Below are 17,737 nucleotides of genomic sequence, written 5' to 3' on the forward strand. Positions count from 1 at the left end.
CCGTTAACGCTCGCGTGCGTGTCGGGTCGCGCATCTCATTCTCGACCGGTATGCTCTCCGCCATGTGTCCGGCATTGAACGCCGTCCGCCGACCGCTCCTCCCTCGCCCACAGTCTCGGCACAACAGGGCCGGCCCGGCTTTCGATCGCAGCCGCCGCCTGGAGGCAGAGGTCTTCCCGGAACCGCGTGGCGATGAGCTGAACGCCGATCGGGGCGCCATCCACCAATCCGACGGGAACGACCGCAGCCGGCAGGCCGAGTAGGTTCACGGGGCCGACGAAGCGCAAGCCTTTCCAGAACAGGTTTCGGGCGCTGCCGTCGACATCCGCGTTTGGCCCAGGGGTCCGCTGCACGGAGACCGGCGTCAACAGCACCGGGTGCCGTTCGAGGAATTCCATCCAGGTTCGGATAAAGCCTGTGCGACGGGCGATCCCGCGCATGTAACCCTCGAGGTCCGTCACCGTCGATGACGCAAGCGAGGCTTCGATCAGGCGCTTGAAAGCGTCGCTCCCGACTTTCCGCATCAGCGGCGCCTGCATCACGGCGAACTCCGCGAACAGGAGGTCCCGCCAGAGCCCCCACACGGCCGAAAGCTCAGGAACCTCGACCTCTTCGAGTTCGTAGCCAGCCGCCGCCAGGTGCTCGCCGGCCTGGCGATAGAGCGCAACCACTGCGGGGTCGCAATCCATGTCGTCCGGGATCCTGGCGATGGCCGCGCGCCGAGGGACGGAATCCCCGTCCAGTGGCGCAGGCGCGTACCACGGATCTCGACGGTCCTGCGCCGACATCACTTCGAGCGCGACGCGCGCATCCTCAACCGTACGCGTCAGGGGCCCCTGGGCCGACATCAGCTGGGACACGAGGGCCCGCTCTTCCATGGCGGTCGGGTTGTAGGCAGCGATCCGTCCCTGGGTCGGCTTGATCGTCACGACGCCGTTGCAATGAGCCGGCCAGCGAAGCGACCCGCCGATATCGTTGCCATGGGCGATCGCCCCGATGCCCGCTGCGACGGCCGCGGCCGCGCCGCCCGAGGAGCCCCCGCAGGTGATGCCGGCGTCCCAGGGGTTGAAGGTCATGCCGTGCAGCGGATTGTCGGTGAAGGCGCGAAGCGAGAACTCGGGTGTATTGGTCAGTCCAAGTAGAATGGCGCCCGCGCGTCTGAGGTTCGCGACGACCGGCGCGTCCTCCTGCGCAATATTGTCTTTGAAGGCGACGACGCCGTTCGAATTCGCCTGGCCGGCCACGTCCACATTGATCTTGATGGTGATCGGCACGCCGTGCAGCGGCCCCAGTTCGGCTCCGCTCGCCTGGTGCGCGTCCGCAGCCTTGGCCGCACTAAGAGCGTCGGCCGCAAGCGGCACGACCACAGCGTTCAGGGGCGGGTTGGCGATAGACATCCGGGCCAAGTGCGCCTGCACGACCTCGACCGCACTGACTTGACCCTCCCGGACCGCGCGCGCGGTTTCCACCGCCGTCCACTGCCAGATTGATGTCTTCGTCATGTCCCCTCCGTTCTGCGCCGGCCTCTGTAAGGCCGTTCCGCTGGTCGCGACGCGCCAGGCGCTGCGGCGCGGCTCGCGTCACCCTACCGGCTGGTAATGCATCCAAGGGTGCTCCCGCCGGTGTGAAATGAGCACCGCACGGGGGCTTCGCCGCCCGTCCGCCTCATGGTCGCCACCGCCAAACCTGTGCCGTGGCTTCCACTATGACGCCGCGCGGACACCTGGCGACTGCGCCTGACTATGGCATTCGATCGCGCATTGCAGCCAGCGCCTGAAGCTCGCGACGAGGGGGGCGTTGCCGCGGTCCGCGCGACACGTGAGGACGTAAGCTCCGAGGATCGTCTCGCGGCTGCTCTGGGGGCCCACCACCACGAGCCGTCCAGCCTGAAGGTCGTCCCTCAGCAGGAACGGGTTGGCCAACACCACCCCTCGACCGCTGCGCGCCGCTTCAAGGGCGATGTGCGCATGCCATAGCCTTGGGCCGGGAAGCCCGGACGGGACGTCGACTCCCTGGCGCCCGAGCCACGCGATCCACTGATCGGCGCTCTCCTCGTGGAGCAAAGGCGCCTTCAGGAAGTCCTCAGGGGCGGCGATCGATTCCAGAGTGTCGGCCAGGGACGGGCTGGCGAGGGCCAGGACCGGAGGGCGCGCGATCTCGAAGGTCTTTAGGAACGGGTCCGGCGCGGGCGCGGGATCGGGGACGAACCGGATGTCCACGTCGGTGCCGCGCGCGGTGAAGTTGGGCTGCTGGTCTGTGGGCTGCAGCTCAAGTTCTATATCGGGATGCTGATCCTGAAAGGTGATCAGCCGACCCGCCAGCCACTCGGATGCGAACCCCGGCACGCAGGAAATGCTGAGCAGGTTGTCGTTGCCCCGGCGGATGAGCTCGGCCGTCGATTCCGCGATCTCATTGATCGCTCTCGAGATTCGGGCGTGATAAACGCGTCCGTCGTCGGTGAGTTGGCTGCCGCCTCGAAGTCGGTCGAGCAGCGGGACCCCCAGCCAAGATTCGAGACTCCTGACATGCCGGCTCACCACTGTATGGTCTATGCTCAGCGCCTGGGCAGCCCCGCGTATCCCGCGCAGTCGTCCCACCGCTTCGAACGCCCGCAGCGCTGCAAAGGGAGGCACGGCCCGGCGATCATCGAGCGGTGTCTCGCGACGTGCGCCGACCAGCGTCAGCGCGCCAGGGCGTTTGTCGGCGTCACGCATCGCAGGGCCCTTCATCTGGAAAGAATAGCAAGCCCTGCCACAGACGACCCGCCGCGGCGGCGGATCGGGGCCTTGGCGGGACGGATTGGGCTCATGGCGCGCTACATACCTTTCGCGGCGGCGTGCGCCGCCCGCACGAACGCGTCCCTCGCTCGGTAGAGATTCGCACCGCCAGCCGTCGGCCAGGCCGCGTTCGTCACAATGATCAGACCATCTTCGGGGAAGGTCGTGATCGACTGGCCGAAGATGCCCACGGCTTCGTATCCGCCGTCGTCGCGCATCCACCAGAAGTAGCCATAGCCGGGCGGGGGCGCCCCATTCTTGATCTGCGGCGTCGTCGCCTGTTTGACCCAGCCTTCCGGCAGGATCCGCTGTCCCCTTGCGACCCCGTCCTCGAGCACAAAGAGGCCGAACCTTGCGTAATCTCGCAGGGTCATCGACATGCAGCAGCCGCCACGCTCATGACCGCTGGTGTCTGTCAGCCAGATTCCGTCCCGTTCCATCCCGAAGGGGCCCCAGATCTTCTCTGAAGCATATTCGGCAAGCGACTTGCCCACTGCTGTAGACACCAACACGCCAACAAGGTCGGTTTCACCGGTGTTGTAGGTGAACTTAGCGCCGGGAGTGTTCGCGCGCGGCAGGCGGCTCATGTAGCTCACGATCGGGTTCTGACCGGGCTCACGAAAGGCCGTTCCGGCCCTCGCCACATCCGAGTTGGGATCGGTGTAATCTTCGTTCCACCGGACGCCGGAACTCATCGTCAGGAGTTGCCGGATCGTGACCCCTTCGTATGCCGATCCCTTGAGCGCCGGGATGTAGTTCGTGACCACATCGTCGAGGCTCTTGATCTTACCGTCCTGGATCGCCGCCCCCACGAGGGTCGAGGTGACCGACTTTGCAACCGAGAAGGATGTCCAGCGGTCTTCCGGCTTACGTCCGAGCCCATAGCGCTCCAGCAGGATTTTGCCGTCCTTCAACACGAGGACGCCGGACAGCCGGTTTTCGGCCATGTAATCCTCGACGCCCTGCTCGCGGCCATCGAAGGTCCAACGGGGGGAAATCTGTCGAACTGCGAGCGGCAGCGGACGCACATAGGTTCCCTTCCGGATCGTCTCGACCGGATAGGCGGTCTCCATCGACCCGTAGAGGATCCTCTGCTGCTCGGGGGACAAGGTCAGAAGATTCGGTCTCGATTCCGCCGACAGCGACGCGCTCGAGGCGCAGGCCCCCAGCAGCAAGGTCAGGGCCAGGGCCGCGGGCCTTAGCTTACCCATAAGATCGTACCCCCAAGCCAATTTAGTACGATCGACCTAAACACGGCGCCGTTCGTGATACAAGACCAAGGTCCGGACGGCTTGTTCTGGACCAGCGCCCTCACGAAGGATCGACGGCAATGTTTCGAGGCTCGCGAGAGATTCTGTGCTCCGCCGCCCGAGGAGCCTACTTATCGCAGCTCAGCGGGTACGCTGGGGGGGGGGCGGACGAGGCCTCGCAGCCGCATAGCGCCGGAGGAGCGATGAACGAACCCGCATCCTTGAAGATCAAGATTCGAGCCGGTGCCTACCCGAGGACCGCGGATACGGTCGAGCAGATCCTGAGGTCTACGCTCAAGATACTCATGACCGATGGCTATTCGGCTTTGAGCATTCGCCGGGTGGCTGGCGACTGCGGCGTCGCGATCGGCAACCTGACCTACCATTTCCCGAACAAGGCCGCTCTGCTCAAAGAACTGTTGGAAGCGGTTCTGGAAGCCTATGCGGATCGGGCGAGGCAAGGGGCTTAGGAGTTCAAGCTGGACGACCGCACCGCTTTGAAGGCCGGCCTGTTCAACGTCCTGCGCGACGTGCAGAGCTTCCAGACGACGCATCTGTTTCCCGAGCTCTGGTCGCTCGCTAACCACGACGAAGAGATTTCGTCGCTGCTGCACAACTTTTACCGCCGCCTGCATCTTCCGGTCATCGCGCGCATCCGACGCTTGAACCCGACGCTGGATGAGGCTGACGCCGAGACTGTCGCAGTCTTCATCTCGAGCTTCGTGGAGGGGTCCACGATCTTCGCGGGGCACGGGAAGCCCCATGCTGGACGAATGGCTGACCTGGCGTCCATCGCGCTCGAGACACTGGTCGGGATGGTCGAGACCATGACACCGGAACGTCTTCATGCGCTGCGCGAGCCTTGGGCGAACGCACCTCCCGAAATCTCCGGGCCGGCTGAGTTCCTCCTGCGCGAGCCTGTGGGGTAGAAGCATCGGGAAAGAGGCGCGGAGCTGAAGCTCTCGCTGAAACCGCCGGAGGGCCCGGGCTCCCAACCCATTTGAAGCCACGCGCTGCGTCCCGGCCTCGGACATCAGGGGCTCAGCAGGATGTGAGCGCGTCCACCTCGTCGTTTCGTCAAGCGAGACGGGCCGAGCGAATTTGCGAGAGCGTGCCGTGCATGAGGTTCCGGTTGGCGTCGCAGCCTGGCGGGTTTTCAACTAGGTGAGCGCGACCCAGGCTCCGATGATGGCTAGAACTGCTATCGCGCCGCCTAGCGGGTACATGGCGAGGCGCCACCAAGGCGTCTCACTGAAATCGTCCGGGTGCTCGGCCATATGGGCCCTTTAGCATCCTGGCGACGTGGCGTCGCTGGCGCGGTGGGGGGGCTAGGGCGTCGACGCTCTGCAGCGATGTTACGCTGCTCCAGATGGCGCGGCCGGCGACGCGCAACGGAAAGTCGCCGAAGAAGCGGTCAAGAGTACAGCCCAAAGCGCATCGGACGCGGGCGCTAAGCAACGGTAACGGTGGAGAAGCGTCCCTGTGGAGACCCGCGCGTCACTCAGCGAACCGCTCGAGCAGCTTAACGTCGTCGATCTGGTGCCGCTCACATCTCACGCATCTTCTTATAGGCGTCAGCGACGACGTCGCTGAGCATCAGCCTATCGCCTGTATGGTCTCGGGCAGCGCAACCGGCGGATCGAAGAGTGTTCTCGCCAGCGCCTCCAAATCTTCCGCCAGCAGGGCTGCGAGCCGGCGGCGCGCGGTGTGGGGTACGATGCGAGCCCTCACGTCGCTGTAAGAGACGGGCCAGACCCCCCGCCATGTAGCCTCTCGCGTCGAGGGGCGCGACGACAGCTTGGAGATAGCGTGCTCTGCAATCGCCGATAGCTCGCGCACGGACATAAGGCCGCCGTCGTGACGAGCGACCAACCCAAGGCTGATCCGTTCAGTCTTGCGGCGGCGGGACACCTCGAACGCGTAGACCCTTCTGCCAGAAACCTGGATGTGGCCGACGGCAAACTGGCGGTCACGCCAAGCGCTGCCCCAGCTTGGATGAGCCTGCAACAACATGACTTTGCCCGCGGCGCCTCGAAGGGGATCTTGGCCCACGAGTCCTCCACTTTGGTGGCGCCCTAACTTGCCGATCGCACTCGCGAACACAGAGAGCGGATAGCTGAGCGCCTGACGGTCGTAAGGTGCAAATTGACCGACCTCTCCGGCCTGTCGCTCCAGTAATCTGTCCGAAGGTGGCGGACCGGGCTCCGCCGGTGCTGCGCGGTAGGAGGGGCCTGGTCGAAGGATCACGCCCCCAACGCTGGCGTCGCTCCCGGGGCTCAGGGCTGACAGACTGTCGACCGTGCGTTCATTCCAGCTTGTCTGACGCGAGCCGCCGCGGCGATATCGTCGAGCAATCTCGTACTTGATCTCGATCCGCCCTAGTCGGGGGAAGGCCCTCCGCAGTGACTCAGGAAACGGTGAGAGCCCGCCGACAGAAAGCCCGGGGCGGCGGTGACTCTCCAACGCGGCATCCCGTGAGATGATCGTGCGATAGCGGCTGGAAGTCTCAGGCTCGCCCGCATCCGGATCGTCAACGTCCAACTCATCTGTCCCGTGCGGAAGCTTGACAATTAAGCGTTTGAACGGCGCGGGTCGAAAGTCGCTCAAGATTGCAGCGGCCACGAACGCGCGTTCCTGTCGCTCGCCGTAGTGATCAAGATCAACCGGCACCGTGTGGCCGAGCAAGGCGTAGGAGTGCTGTCCGGCCGCGAGCACGGCTGGCGGTAGAGGGCCCTCTCCACTTGCATCAAAAGAGCCAAGCATATCTGCGGCGGCGGCCTGCCACATCGTCATCAGGTCGGGTGAGTTGAGCAACATGGCGAGGTGCAAGGCGGACGATCTATCCGTGAGACCGGCGACAGGTGCGATCTGCATCACCTCCGGTTCGACCATGCCCGAGGCATCGAGATCGACGAGCCCCGTTCCCGGAGGGCTATGGGCCGCCGACATGAAGCCGTCGGCCAACCAACTGACCGGACCGAAATAGAAGCGAAGCAATTCGCCTGCCCTGATGTAGATGCGCCTTCCGGCATGTTCACATACCGTCGCGATCGGATAATCCTGTATCGGCCGAGGCGTGACCGCGCTTCCGAGGGGACGATGTCCGATAGCGGCGTACGCGCTCAGCCCGTTGTCGGAAAGCTGGCATAGCTGATTGGCCTGAAGCCGCGTTGCTTGCCGCTCGACCAACGCTTTTGCCGTCCCGGAGATCACTCGATTCTGGAAGATCGTTCCCGGCCGCAGGATCGACAGCTGCTCTATGGGAGCCCACACAGAAACGCGGCTCCCGCCGCCTTCGCCTTCCAGAACGCCTAGGCTGCACTCGATCTCGTAGCCGTCGGTGCGCGCCGTGCTCGCTCGTATCCGGCTGTGGCTGATCAACACATAGCGATCATCCCCCGGCAGCCACGGGAGACTCAGTGCATGCTCAGCGAGCGGTACAATCGGCTGGGAGGGCGATGGGGACACAACTCCACGTTGCCAAGTAATCGTTTCGATAGAGCTACCGGACTACTTCTTTCCAGTTGCGAGGGCGTTTTCTGGCGCAGACCGCCTGGAGTCTCAAAGAGACGCGGTTCGTCGTACTGCTTAGGTCCCCTTCAGGCTCATCGACTGTTTCCGCGGCGCATCGCCTGTTGCGTTTTCACACCGCCGCCCGTGAGGGCCGCCATGCTGGCCGAGTGGTGCGGGGTGCGGAACGGGCGTGCGCGGCTGAGCTGGCCCCTGGCGATCAGGCCGGCCACCGAATGGATCATTGAGGTCTCGAGCAGCTCGCCCGGCGTCAGCGGCGGCAGCAGGCCGGGCAGGCGGGCCGCCATCATCGACTTGCCCGAGCCGGGCGGGCCGACGAAGCAGAGGTTGTGGCCGCCGGCCGCGGCGATCTCCAGGGCGCGCTTGGCGTTCTCCTGGCCCTTCACGTCGCGCAGGTCGGGGACCCGCTCGCCGTCCAGCATGTCGCCGGCCTGGGGCTGCGACAGGATCTGGGTCCCGCGGAAGTGGTTCACCAGGGCGATCAGCGACGGCGCCGCCAGCACCCGCGTCTCCCCCGCCCAGGCCGCCTCCGGGCCGCAGGCCTCGGGGCAGATCAGGCCCAGCCCCAACCCGCCCGCGGCGACGGCGGCCGGAAGCGCCCCGGCCACCGGGGTGATCCGCCCGTCCAACGCCAGCTCGCCGACGGCCGCCCAGCCCTCCAGCGCATCGGGCGGGATGATCCCCATCCCGGCCATGATCGCCAGCGCGATGGGCAGGTCGTAGTGGCTGCCTTCCTTGGGCAGGTCGGCGGGGGCCAGGTTGGCGATGATCCGCCGCGACGGCAGCGCCAGGCCCATCCCCTGGAAGGCGCCCCGCACGCGCTCCCGGCTTTCGGAAACCGCCTTGTCGCCCATGCCGACGAGGAAGAATTTCTGCTCGCCGCGGGTGAACTGGACCTGGACGTCGACGCGGACGGCCTCCACCCCCCGGAAGGCCAGGGTCACCACACGCGCCGACATCCCCTCAACCCCTTGTGGCTCGTTCGAAGTTATCCACAACCGAGCATGGACCTCGGCTCAGATCAAGAACAAAAACCGAACTTAGGGGGAAAGTAAGACAGTTCCGTAACTTCCGGACGTCTTTTCGACAACATTCTAGGCCCCGGCCCGAAGCCCTTCAATCCGCTGCCACATCACGTCCGTGGCGTCGATTCCGGTGAAGCGCTTGAGCGCCACCGCGCCGGTCGGCGAGGTCACATTGATCTCGGTGAGCGACTCTCCGATGACGTCGATGCCCACGAAGATCAGGCCGCGGGCCTTCAGTTCGGGGCCGATCGCCGCGCAGATCTCGCGGTCGCGCGCCGACAGCTCCACGGGCTCGGGCAGGCCGCCCACGGCCATGTTCGAGCGGATCTGGCCCTTGGCGGGCACCCGGTTGATCGCGCCGACCGGCTCGCCGTCGACGATCAGGATGCGCTTGTCGCCCTTGGTCACCGACGGCAGGAACTTCTGGACGATCACCGGCTCGCGGCCAAGCTCGGCATGGATCTCCAGCAGGGCGTCCAGGTTGGGGTCGTCGACGAGGTGGCGGGTCACGCCCGAGCCGCCGCGGCCGTTGAGGGGCTTCAGGACCACGTCGCCATGCTTCGCCCGGAACTCGCGGATCGCCTCGCGGTCCCAGGTGATCAGCGTCGGCGGCTGCAGGTGGGGGAACTTGGTGACGAAGATCTTCTCGGGCGCGCTGCGCACCTCGGCGGGGTTGTTCACCACCAGGGTCTTCGGATGGATCGCCTCCAGGAAGAAGGTGGCGTCGATGTAGTGCATGTCGAACGGCGGGTCCTGGCGCATCAGGACGACGTCGAAGTCCGACAGCTCGACCTTGCGGAGGTCGCCCAGCTGGGCGTGGTCCCCCTTCACCCGCTGGACGGCGACGTCGCGGCCGCGCGCGAAGACCCGGCCGTCTTCCAGGCTGAGGCTGTTGGTCAGGTAGACGAACAGGGAATGGCCCCGCGCCTGGGCGGTCTCCATCATCAGGAAGGTGGTGTCGGCCTCGATATTGATCCCCTCGATGGGATCCATCTGGACGGCGACCTTCAGGGACATGCGGGCGTTCCTCGGCATCAAGCTCAGCCGACATAGGGGGTCGGGGCGCGGAGCGCCAGCCGGCTACCGGTTCGCGATCCAACCCCGCGGCAGATCGGCCATGGCCACGCCCCGCAGGATCAGCCGCGCGCCCTGGAACTCGACCACAGTGTCCGCGCCCACCTGGCGGGCGGCGTAGCCCGTGCCCCGGGTGACCTGGATTCGGTCGCCCTCGCCGGCGTTGAAATCCATGATCTGGTCCACGCCCGAGCCGACGGCGAAGCTGAAGGTGTCGCCGCCCTTGCCGCCGTGGAGGACATCGTCGTCCCGGCCTCCGGCGATGAAGTCGTCGCCATCGCCGCCATAGACGACGTCGCGGCCCTGGCCCGCCGGCAGGGTGTCGTTGCCGGCTCCGCCGTTCAGCGTGTCGTCGCCCGGCCGACCCTGGATGACGTCGGACCGGGGCGTGCCTTCGAGGAGGTCGTCGCCCGGCCCGCCCTCGATCAGCTTGCCCTTGCGCGGGCGCGGACCGGTGGACGGATAGATGAGGTAACTCTTCCGGTTGGCGATGTTCTGCCGGATGCGAGCCTGCGCCTCGGGCGGCGCCGGCGGGCCGCCAGCCATGACGATCGGCAGGCTGCCCTCGACGACCTCGAGGGCCACGATGTCGGGTTGGAAGCGCGCGATGAGGTCGGGGCGCCACACGCCATCCTGGTTGTGCGCCGTGACGATGCGGCTGAAGTGCGCGTAGAGGAACGGCAGCAGCGCGTTCGAAAAGGAATCCACCGTCATCAGCAGGGTGGGCTTGCCGACCTGTCCCGTCTCGATCAGCCGCGGGCCGGTCCAGTCGAGCTTCGGGCTGAGATAGGTGATCCTCAGATTCTGTGGAGGCACGGTCTCCTCGACCATCGGATAGTCGACCTTCACGAAGCTCGCGACCCCCAGCATCCGCGCCAGGTCCCGGGGCGATCCGCCTTCGCCGGGCGCCGTGAGAGGCGAGAAGTCCTCTAGGCCGCGCGGCCCCTCGGCCAGCCCGCGGGCCTGGAGGTTTCGCATGAAGGCCGCGTAGCCGTGATAGGCGCCCAGGTCGGTCCAGTGGGTGTCGTGCCGGCTGTAGGTCTTGAGCCCCCAGCGGGCCTGCCGCGCGATCTCGGCGTACGGATAGACCACGTCCCCGGCGCCCGACAGCCGCGCGAGACGGCTCAGCCGGACCGCGGTGCGGTTCGGGTCCAGGTGAAACCAGCCGGGCGCGAATTCGGGATAGACGGTCTCCTTCAGGGGAGGCGCCAGCACGACGTAGGCGCGCCCTTCCGCCCGCAGGGCTTCCGTCCGGCCGGCAAGACCCTCCAGCCAGGCCTGGGCGGCGGCGTCCGCCAGCGGCGGATCCCCGCGCCCGGCGCCCAGATGGGTGGAGTCGTCGTGGAACAGCCATCCGTCGCGCCCCACGATCACCCGGCTCGAGCCGCTGACCCCAAACTGCATGCGAAGCGCGTTCAGGGCGCCGATGAGCTGGATGCGCGGCGGAAAGTGGTCGGCCACCCAGGCGTCGGTCGCCTTGCGAAAGGCCGTCAGGTCGGCGGCGCTGCGGGGTGGTTCCGGCGGCGCGGCCAGGACCCGGTTCTCCTGGATGTCGGGCCGCCCCATGATCCGCGGCGCCACGAAGGCGCCGGCGATCACCGCGACCGCGGCGCCGATCAGCCGTCCCCAATGTCCGCGCCGGATGTCCGCCATCAGAACCGGAAGTACAGGAAGGGGTTGAGGGTCGAGCCCGCCAGGATGGCGACGCTCAGCACCAGGCCGGCGATCAGCGCCGGGGTGGCCAGGACGTGGACGCCCTGGGTGTCCAGCCGGAGCTCCAGCGTATGCGCGGGATCCAGCTTCGGGGCGCCGAGACGGTCCAGCAGCCACGGTAGGGTGGGAACCGCGAAGACCAGGCCCGCGGCGATGGCGGCCAGGGTCTCGGCGTTCAACAGGATCGTCGTGCCGACCGGCGGCGCGACGATCGCGGCGGGGTTCGCCATGACCGCCAGGTAGTCCAGCGCCTGTGGCAGGGTTTCGGCCCGGAACAGCACCCAGCCGACCAGCACGACCAGCAGGGCGTAGGCGTGACCGACGAACCGAGGGGCCGCCGCCAGCAGCCGCGACAGGCCGAAGCGTTCGATCAGCAGGAAGGCGCCGTGATAGAGGCCCCAGACGACGAAGGTCCACGCCGCCCCGTGCCAGACGCCGGTGAGCAGGAAGACCACCAACAGGTTGCGCACCGTCTTGGCCGCGCCGGCCCGATTGCCGCCCAGCGGGATGTAGACGTAGTCGCGGAACCACGACGACAGCGAGATGTGCCAGCGCCGCCAGAACTCGGTAATCGAGCGGCTGGCGTAAGGGTGGTCGAAGTTCTTCGGGAAGGTGAAGCCCAGCATGAAGGCCAGGCCGATCGCCATATTCGAATAGCCGCAGAAGTCGAAATAGATCTGCAGGGCGTAGGCCAGGGCGCCCAGCCAGGCGGTGGCCGGATCCAGCGCCCCGCCCAGGCCGAACGCGTGGTCGGCCAGCGGGGCCACGCTGTTGGCGACCAGCACCTTCTGGCATAGGCCGACGATGAAATACTGGACACCCAGGCCGATGCGGCCGGTCTTGCGGCGGTCGGCGTGCAGCTCCTCGGCGATGTTGGCGAAGCGCACGATCGGCCCCGCGATCAGGTGCGGGAACATCAGGATGTAGGCGGCGAACCGGGTCAGGCTGGGCTCGACCTCCACGCGCCGCCAGTAGACGTCGGCCACGTAGCTGATCAGCTGGAAGGTGAAGAACGAGATGCCCAGCGGCAGGGTCAGGTTTAGCTCGGGAAGCGGCGCGCCGGGTATGAGGAGGTTCAGGTTGTGCGCGAGGAAGCCCGCGTACTTGAAGACGCCCAGCACCCCCAGGTCGAGGACGATCAGGCCGGTCAGGATGGCCCGCCGTCGCCCCTGGCCCCCGGCGGCGGCCAGCACGCGGGATCCCGCGTAGTTGGCCAGGATCAGGGCCGCCAGGAGGAAGATGTAGGGGCCTTCGCCCCAGACGTAGAAGGCCGCGCTGCCCGCCAGCAGCGCGGCCGTTCGCCAGCCGGACAGGTAGTAGCCGAGCAGGAAGACCGGCAGGAAGTAGAAGATGAAGATGATCGAACTGAAGACCATCTTCCGCCGCCGCGCGCTCCGCCCCTGATTCGCGCCGCCATCTGAGCGGCGAAGGCGCGGGTGCGCAACCCGCGCGTGTCCGGCTCGTCGTCAGTTCAGGCGCAATCTCACCCGCTCGCGCTGCGCCCGGGCGGCCAGGGCCGCGCCCCCGTCGAGAGCGGTGGCGCGCTGCAGGGCCTCCAGCGCGCCGGCCAGGGCGCCCTGGCCTTCGCGGGCGGCGGCGACGTCCAGCCAGGGCCGGTGGTCGGTGGGGTCCAGCAGGGCGCGGCGCATGGCGGCGCGCTCGGCGCGGGCGAAGTCGCCGTAGGCGGTGGCGTTGGCGTAGACGATGTTCTGCAGGCGCAGCAGGACGGCCCGGTCGCTCACCGGCGCCATCAGCCGGTCCAGCCGGTCGGCGACGTTGGGGGTCAGGCCGGCGTGCAGCGCGCGCCGGGTCAGTTCGGAAGGCAGCACGACGCGGCCCTCGGAGAACGGGTCCAGGGCCAGTGGCCCCTCGTCGGTCTCGATCCGCAGCAGGAAGTGGCCGGGGAAGTCGACGCCCTGCAGAGTCAGGCCGCACTTGCGCGCCGCGTGCAGGTAGAAGAGGCCGACGGTGACGGCCAGGCCCTTGCGCCGGCCCGCGACGGAGATGACGTCGGCGTTGTCGGGGTCTTCCAGGGTGAAGAGGTCGCCGGACAGGCCCAGGTCGCCGGCCATGGTCTCGGCGATGGCCTCCTCGGGACTTTCACGCTTCAGTCGCTCCGAGAGGCGCTCGACCGCGATGGCGGCGATCTCGCGCGCCGAGCCCGGGTCACGCGCCGGATCCTCATGGATCGCGCAGGCGATCGCGGCCTCCAGCAACGGGAAGTCGCCTTCGGGGAGGCTCCCCGCCTCCGACAGGATGCTTTCGGCCTCGTCGCGGTTCATCCGTCCCTCAACCGCCCTTCCAGGCGTCCGGAATATGCCTAGGAAGCCGCCCGGGCGCGAGAGCCAGCAGATCGAGCCGGACCACGCACCTCGAAAGGCCCGGCCGATTGGCTGCAAGCGCGGCGCCAGCCCGGCGCAGCCGGTCGCGCTGGTCGAAGGTGACGGTTTCCAGGGCGGCCTCCAGGCTGGACCGCCTCTTGACCTCGATCACCGCCAGCACCTCGCCGCGCTTGGCCAGCAGGTCGATCTCGGCCTGGGGCGTCTTCAGCCGGAAGCCCAGGATGCGGTAGCCCTTGGCCATCAGCCAGGCGGCGGCCCAGGCCTCGGCGCGCCGGCCGGAAAGCCGCGCCGCCGCGCCTCGGGCGGACCGTGCGCTCACCGCCTCGGCTCCCCATCCTGCTTGAGCTCCATCGCCCGGCGGTAGAGGTCGCGGCGCGGCAGGCCCAGGGCCTTGGCCACCTCGGCGGCCGCATCGGCGGGCTTCAGCCGGCTGAGCGCGTCGGTGAGCGCGGCGTCGGCGTCGGCGGCGGTCGCCTCGGTCTCGCGGCCAGGCGCCACCAGGATCACGATCTCGCCCTTGGGCGCGTCCAGCCTGGGGTCGGCGGCCAGGGTCGCGAGCGGCCCCCGGTAGAAGGTTTCGTACAGCTTGGTCAGCTCGCGGCAGACCACCGCCTCGCGATCGCCCAGCACGGCGGCCATGTCGGCCAGGCTGTCGGCCAGCCGCGAGCCGCCCTCGAAAAACACCAGGGTGGCGCGCACGCCGGCGAACTCGGCCAGGAAGGTGCGCCGCGCCGCGCTCTTCGGCGGCGGAAACCCCACGAACAGGAAGCGGTCGGTGGGCAGGCCGGCGGCGGACAGCCCGGCCAGGAGGGCGGAGGCGCCGGGGATCGGGAAGACCTTGTGCCCGGCCTCGGCGGCCTCGCGCACCAGCCGGTAGCCGGGGTCGGAGATCAGCGGCGTGCCCGCGTCGGACACGATCGCCACCCGCTGGCCCGCCGCCAGGGCCGCCAGCACCTTCGGCCGGACCCGTTCGGCGGCGTGCTCGTCGTGCCGCTCCATCCTGCCCTTGATCCCGAAGGCGGCGAGCAGCTTGCCCGACACGCGGGTGTCCTCCGCCAGGATGAGGTCGGCCTGGTTCAGCACGTCCAGCGCACGCAGGGTGATGTCGCGCAGATTGCCGATGGGCGTCGCCACCACATAAAGCCCCGGCGCCAGCGGGGCGTCGTCGAGTATGGGGATGGGCAGGTGGCGGGCCATGGGGGGAGGGTTCGCCGCTCCGGCGGGCAAAGGCAAGCGCAGCGACCATAGCGAGTGCAACAGCGGTCGAGCGGCTAAGGTTGCGCAGGCTGGCGGAGATCCACGTTTCGGCGCCCTAGGCGGTGGCCAGCTCCATCGTCAGCCGGTCCAGCACCCGCCGGCCTTCGCGCGTCGCCCGCAGGCGCTCCGGATCGTCGGCCACGAGGCCCAGCTCGATCATCCGGCGCACCGTCGGGTGGTCGGGCCGGAGCTCCAGCGCCGCCACGTCCTCGAACGGCGTCCCCTCGGCGATCCGCAGCCCGCTGAGCAGGCGCTCCTCGGCGGCCTCGACGGGGCTGAGCCGCTCCCGTTCCGAGAATCCCACGCCGGCCTCGGCCACCTGGCGGACGTAGTCGGCCGGGCGATCGGCGGCCTTGGTGGCCACGCGGGCGCCGTCGAGCGTCAGGCGGCCATGCGCGCCCGGCCCCGCGCCGACATAGTCCCAGCCCTTCCAGTAGACCAGGTTGTGGCGCGAGCGGGCGGCCTCGCCGCGGGCGTGGTTGGAAACCTCGTAGGCCTCGAAGCCCTGGGCCTCCAGCGTGGCCTGGGTGGTGTCGTAAAGCTCGGCGCCCAGGTCCTCGCCGGGGGGCTTGAAGGCGCCCCGGCGGACGGCGCGGTCGAAAGCGGTGCCCGCCTCGATGGTGAGCTGGTAGGGCGAGACGTGCTCCGCGCCGAGGTCGATGGCGGCCTCGAGCTCCCTGGCCCAGGCGGCCGGCGCCTGGCCGGGCAGGGCGTAGATCAGGTCCAGCGACAGGCGCGGGAAGGCCCGGCCCGCCGCCTCGGCCGCCCGCCGGCCCTCGGCGGCGTCGTGGTTGCGGCCCAGGAATCTCAGCGCCGCGTCGTCCAGCGCCTGCAGCCCTAGGGAGAGGCGGGTGACCCCGGCGTCGGCCAGGGCGGCGAACCGGCCGGCCTCCGCGTCGGTGGGATTGGCCTCCAGGCTGACTTCGAGGTCGGGCGCCGGCGTCCATAACCTGCGCGCCGCCGCCACGATCTGCGCCGCCCATTCCGGCTCCATCAGCGAGGGCGTGCCGCCGCCGAAGAACACCGAGACCAGGTCGCGCGACCCGGTCAGCGCCCGTTGCGCCTCCAGGTCGGCGACGATGGCGCGGGCCAGGCCGGCGGCCTCGGCGTCGCGGCCCCTGGCCTTGAAGACGTTGAAGTCGCAGTAGGGGCAGATCTTCGCGCAGTAGGGCCAGTGGACGTAGACGCCCAATGGGGGTGCGTCGGTCAAAGCAGGGCGGCTTTCAGCTTCACGAACGCCCGCGCCCGGTGGCTCATCCCGTCCTTGGTCAGGGGCGCCATCTCGCCGAAGGTGATCTCGTGGCCCTCGGGCATGAAGATCGGGTCGTAGCCGAAACCCTTGTCGCCGCGGGGCGGGAAGGTCAGCGTCCCGTCCACGCGCCCCTCGACGACGACCGCCGGCCCGTGCGGCCAGGCGACCGCGAGCGCCGAGGTGAACCAGGCGGCGAGATCGTCGGCGCCGACTTCATCCAGCCGCTCCTCGACCTTCCGCATCGCCATGGCGAAATCCTTGTCCGGCCCGGCCCAGCGGGCGGAGAAGATGCCCGGCGCGCCGTCCAGCGCCTTGACGGACAGGCCGGAGTCGTCGGCCAGGGCGATCATGCCCGAGGCGTCCGCAGCAGCGCGGGCCTTCAACAGCGCATTACCCGCGAAGGTGGTCTCGGTCTCGTCCGGCTCGGCCAGGCCCAGCTCGCCGGCGGCCACCAGCTCGAACCGGCCGTCCAGGATCTCGGCCAGCTCGCGGGCCTTGCCGGGGTTGTGGGTGGCGACGACGAGGCGGGTCCCGGGCTCCAGCTTCAAGGCCATCAGGTCGACTCCATGCTCCGCAGCCGGCGGAACATAGCGCCCGGCGGTCCTGTTGCATTGCAAAAGTTTAATATCGTTACTCGATATTCACGTGATCGAAAATCGATGTGGGCGTATCGATAATCACATCAGGACATGAGGTTCTGACCCACCCACCGCTGCACTGCAGCATAACCAGACCGGAGATACGAAATGTTCGCCCAAGCCATGAACCACCTCGATCGCGCCGCGATGCTCTTCGTCGTCGTCCTGGCCGCCATGCCGATCCTGAGCATCGCCGCCCGCGCCGCCTTCCTCTAAGACTCAACCTGAGTCATGAGGTTCGTCCGATCCGCCCCGGCCCTCGGCGAGTAGCCGACGCCGCGGCGGATCCAGACGAGCAGACGGGGGAGCAGTCAGGCATGCGCGCCTTGGGACCGGGCTCGGTATCGAGCTTTCTGAAGATCATCCTGGATGTCGTCTTCGCAGCCCTCTGGATCGGCGTCGTCGCCCTCTCCCTGATCACGCTCGCGGCGCTGCTGCTGAGCTTCAATCCCGACCTCCTCGCCAACCTCACCAAGGCCACCGACGCCGGGGCCGTCGCGCGGGACACCGCGCTGGGCGAGCTGGCGTCCAACGGCTCCTCCATCACCAGCGGCCTGCTGGCCGCCGCCCTCTACCTAGCCGGCATCCTGGTGATCGTGGGTTCGCTGCGCCGGATCTTCACGACGCTCACCGCCGGCGACCCCTTCCATCCCGACAATGTGGCGCGGCTGCGCCTGATCGGCCTGATGCTGGCTGGCCTCGAGCTGGGACGCTACGCCTTCTGGGCGGTGAGCGCGTGGCTCCTCCCCGGCGTGGGCCGGATCGAGCCCAGCATGAGCCTCACCGCCTGGTTCTCCGTCCTCGTGGTCTTCGTGCTCGCGGAGGTGTTCCGCGAGGGCGCGCGCCTGCGTCGCGAAGCCGAACTGACCATCTAGGGC

At 68.2% G+C, this 17,737-nt stretch carries 15 protein-coding genes and 1 pseudogene; 3 read left to right on the plus strand and 13 right to left on the minus strand.

Translation table 11 applies throughout. From position 1 onward, the window contains the following. Positions 1-35: 35 nt before the first annotated feature. From EPO51_RS23235 to EPO51_RS23245, 3 genes are all read right to left on the minus strand, one after another. Positions 36-1,502: an amidase gene (locus EPO51_RS23235; RefSeq protein ID WP_293355356.1), complete on the minus strand. Its 1,467-nt coding sequence runs from the start codon at positions 1,500-1,502 to the stop codon at positions 36-38. A 201-nt stretch (positions 1,503-1,703) separates the two neighbouring features. Beyond that, positions 1,704-2,714: a LysR substrate-binding domain-containing protein gene (locus EPO51_RS23240; RefSeq protein ID WP_293355359.1), complete on the minus strand. Its 1,011-nt coding sequence runs from the start codon at positions 2,712-2,714 to the stop codon at positions 1,704-1,706. Between the two features lie 101 nt (positions 2,715-2,815). After that, on the minus strand, positions 2,816-3,952 hold the full coding sequence (locus tag EPO51_RS23245; RefSeq protein WP_293355362.1) for a serine hydrolase domain-containing protein: 1,137 nt from the start codon (positions 3,950-3,952) through the stop codon (positions 2,816-2,818). 278 nt (positions 3,953-4,230) lie between these two features. Here EPO51_RS23245 and EPO51_RS23250 point away from each other — a divergent pair, with 278 nt between their 5' ends. Together EPO51_RS23250 and EPO51_RS23255 are read left to right on the plus strand one after the other, a co-directional pair. Beyond that, the gene (locus EPO51_RS23250; protein WP_293355365.1) at positions 4,231-4,497 is read left to right on the plus strand and encodes a TetR/AcrR family transcriptional regulator; all 267 of its coding nucleotides are present in this window, start codon (positions 4,231-4,233) and stop codon (positions 4,495-4,497) included. Between the two features lie 27 nt (positions 4,498-4,524). After that, positions 4,525-4,956, plus strand: a complete 432-nt coding sequence (locus EPO51_RS23255; RefSeq protein WP_293355369.1) for a TetR family transcriptional regulator C-terminal domain-containing protein — start codon at positions 4,525-4,527, stop codon at positions 4,954-4,956. Positions 4,957-5,623: 667 nt separating this feature from the next. Here EPO51_RS23255 and EPO51_RS23260 read toward each other — a convergent pair. From EPO51_RS23260 to rdgB, 10 genes and pseudogenes are all read right to left on the minus strand, one after another. Further along, on the minus strand, positions 5,624-7,408 hold the full coding sequence (locus EPO51_RS23260; RefSeq protein WP_293355372.1) for a hypothetical protein: 1,785 nt from the start codon (positions 7,406-7,408) through the stop codon (positions 5,624-5,626). Between the two features lie 266 nt (positions 7,409-7,674). After that, positions 7,675-8,517: pseudogene (locus EPO51_RS23265) on the minus strand (ATP-binding protein); the annotation flags it as partial. Between the two features lie 135 nt (positions 8,518-8,652). After that, the gene (gene gshB, locus EPO51_RS23270) at positions 8,653-9,600 is read right to left on the minus strand and encodes a glutathione synthase (protein ID WP_293355375.1); all 948 of its coding nucleotides are present in this window, start codon (positions 9,598-9,600) and stop codon (positions 8,653-8,655) included. A gap of 63 nt (positions 9,601-9,663) precedes the next feature. Continuing rightward, complete coding sequence (locus tag EPO51_RS23275) at positions 9,664-11,310, minus strand: alginate O-acetyltransferase AlgX-related protein (RefSeq protein WP_293355378.1); 1,647 nt, start codon at positions 11,308-11,310, stop codon at positions 9,664-9,666. Continuing rightward, positions 11,310-12,746 (minus strand): MBOAT family O-acyltransferase, encoded by a 1,437-nt coding sequence (locus EPO51_RS23280; protein ID WP_293355381.1) that lies wholly within the window; start codon positions 12,744-12,746, stop codon positions 11,310-11,312. Before EPO51_RS23280 ends, EPO51_RS23275 begins: the two co-directional genes overlap by 1 nt. A 90-nt stretch (positions 12,747-12,836) precedes the next feature. Next, the gene (locus tag EPO51_RS23285; RefSeq protein WP_293355384.1) at positions 12,837-13,652 is read right to left on the minus strand and encodes a transglutaminase family protein; all 816 of its coding nucleotides are present in this window, start codon (positions 13,650-13,652) and stop codon (positions 12,837-12,839) included. A gap of 7 nt (positions 13,653-13,659) precedes the next feature. Beyond that, entirely contained in the window at positions 13,660-14,031 is a 372-nt protein-coding gene (locus EPO51_RS23290; RefSeq protein ID WP_293355387.1) for a YraN family protein, read from the minus strand. Next, a complete protein-coding gene (gene rsmI, locus EPO51_RS23295; RefSeq protein WP_293355390.1) occupies positions 14,028-14,909 on the minus strand; it encodes a 16S rRNA (cytidine(1402)-2'-O)-methyltransferase in 882 nt (293 codons plus the stop codon). Before rsmI ends, EPO51_RS23290 begins: the two co-directional genes overlap by 4 nt. 115 nt (positions 14,910-15,024) lie before the next feature. Next, positions 15,025-16,179, minus strand: coding sequence for a radical SAM family heme chaperone HemW (hemW, locus tag EPO51_RS23300; protein WP_293355393.1), 1,155 nt, complete (start codon positions 16,177-16,179; stop codon positions 15,025-15,027). Next, entirely contained in the window at positions 16,176-16,775 is a 600-nt protein-coding gene (gene rdgB, locus EPO51_RS23305; protein WP_293355396.1) for an RdgB/HAM1 family non-canonical purine NTP pyrophosphatase, read from the minus strand. Before rdgB ends, hemW begins: the two co-directional genes overlap by 4 nt. Positions 16,776-17,176: 401 nt before the next feature. On the opposite strand from rdgB, the gene EPO51_RS23310 reads away from it, so the two are divergent. Then, positions 17,177-17,734: a DUF2975 domain-containing protein gene (locus tag EPO51_RS23310; protein WP_293355399.1), complete on the plus strand. Its 558-nt coding sequence runs from the start codon at positions 17,177-17,179 to the stop codon at positions 17,732-17,734. Positions 17,735-17,737: the final 3 nt, after the last annotated feature.

The organism is Phenylobacterium sp. (genome assembly GCF_004297125.1).
Lineage (GTDB): Bacteria > Pseudomonadota > Alphaproteobacteria > Caulobacterales > Caulobacteraceae > Phenylobacterium.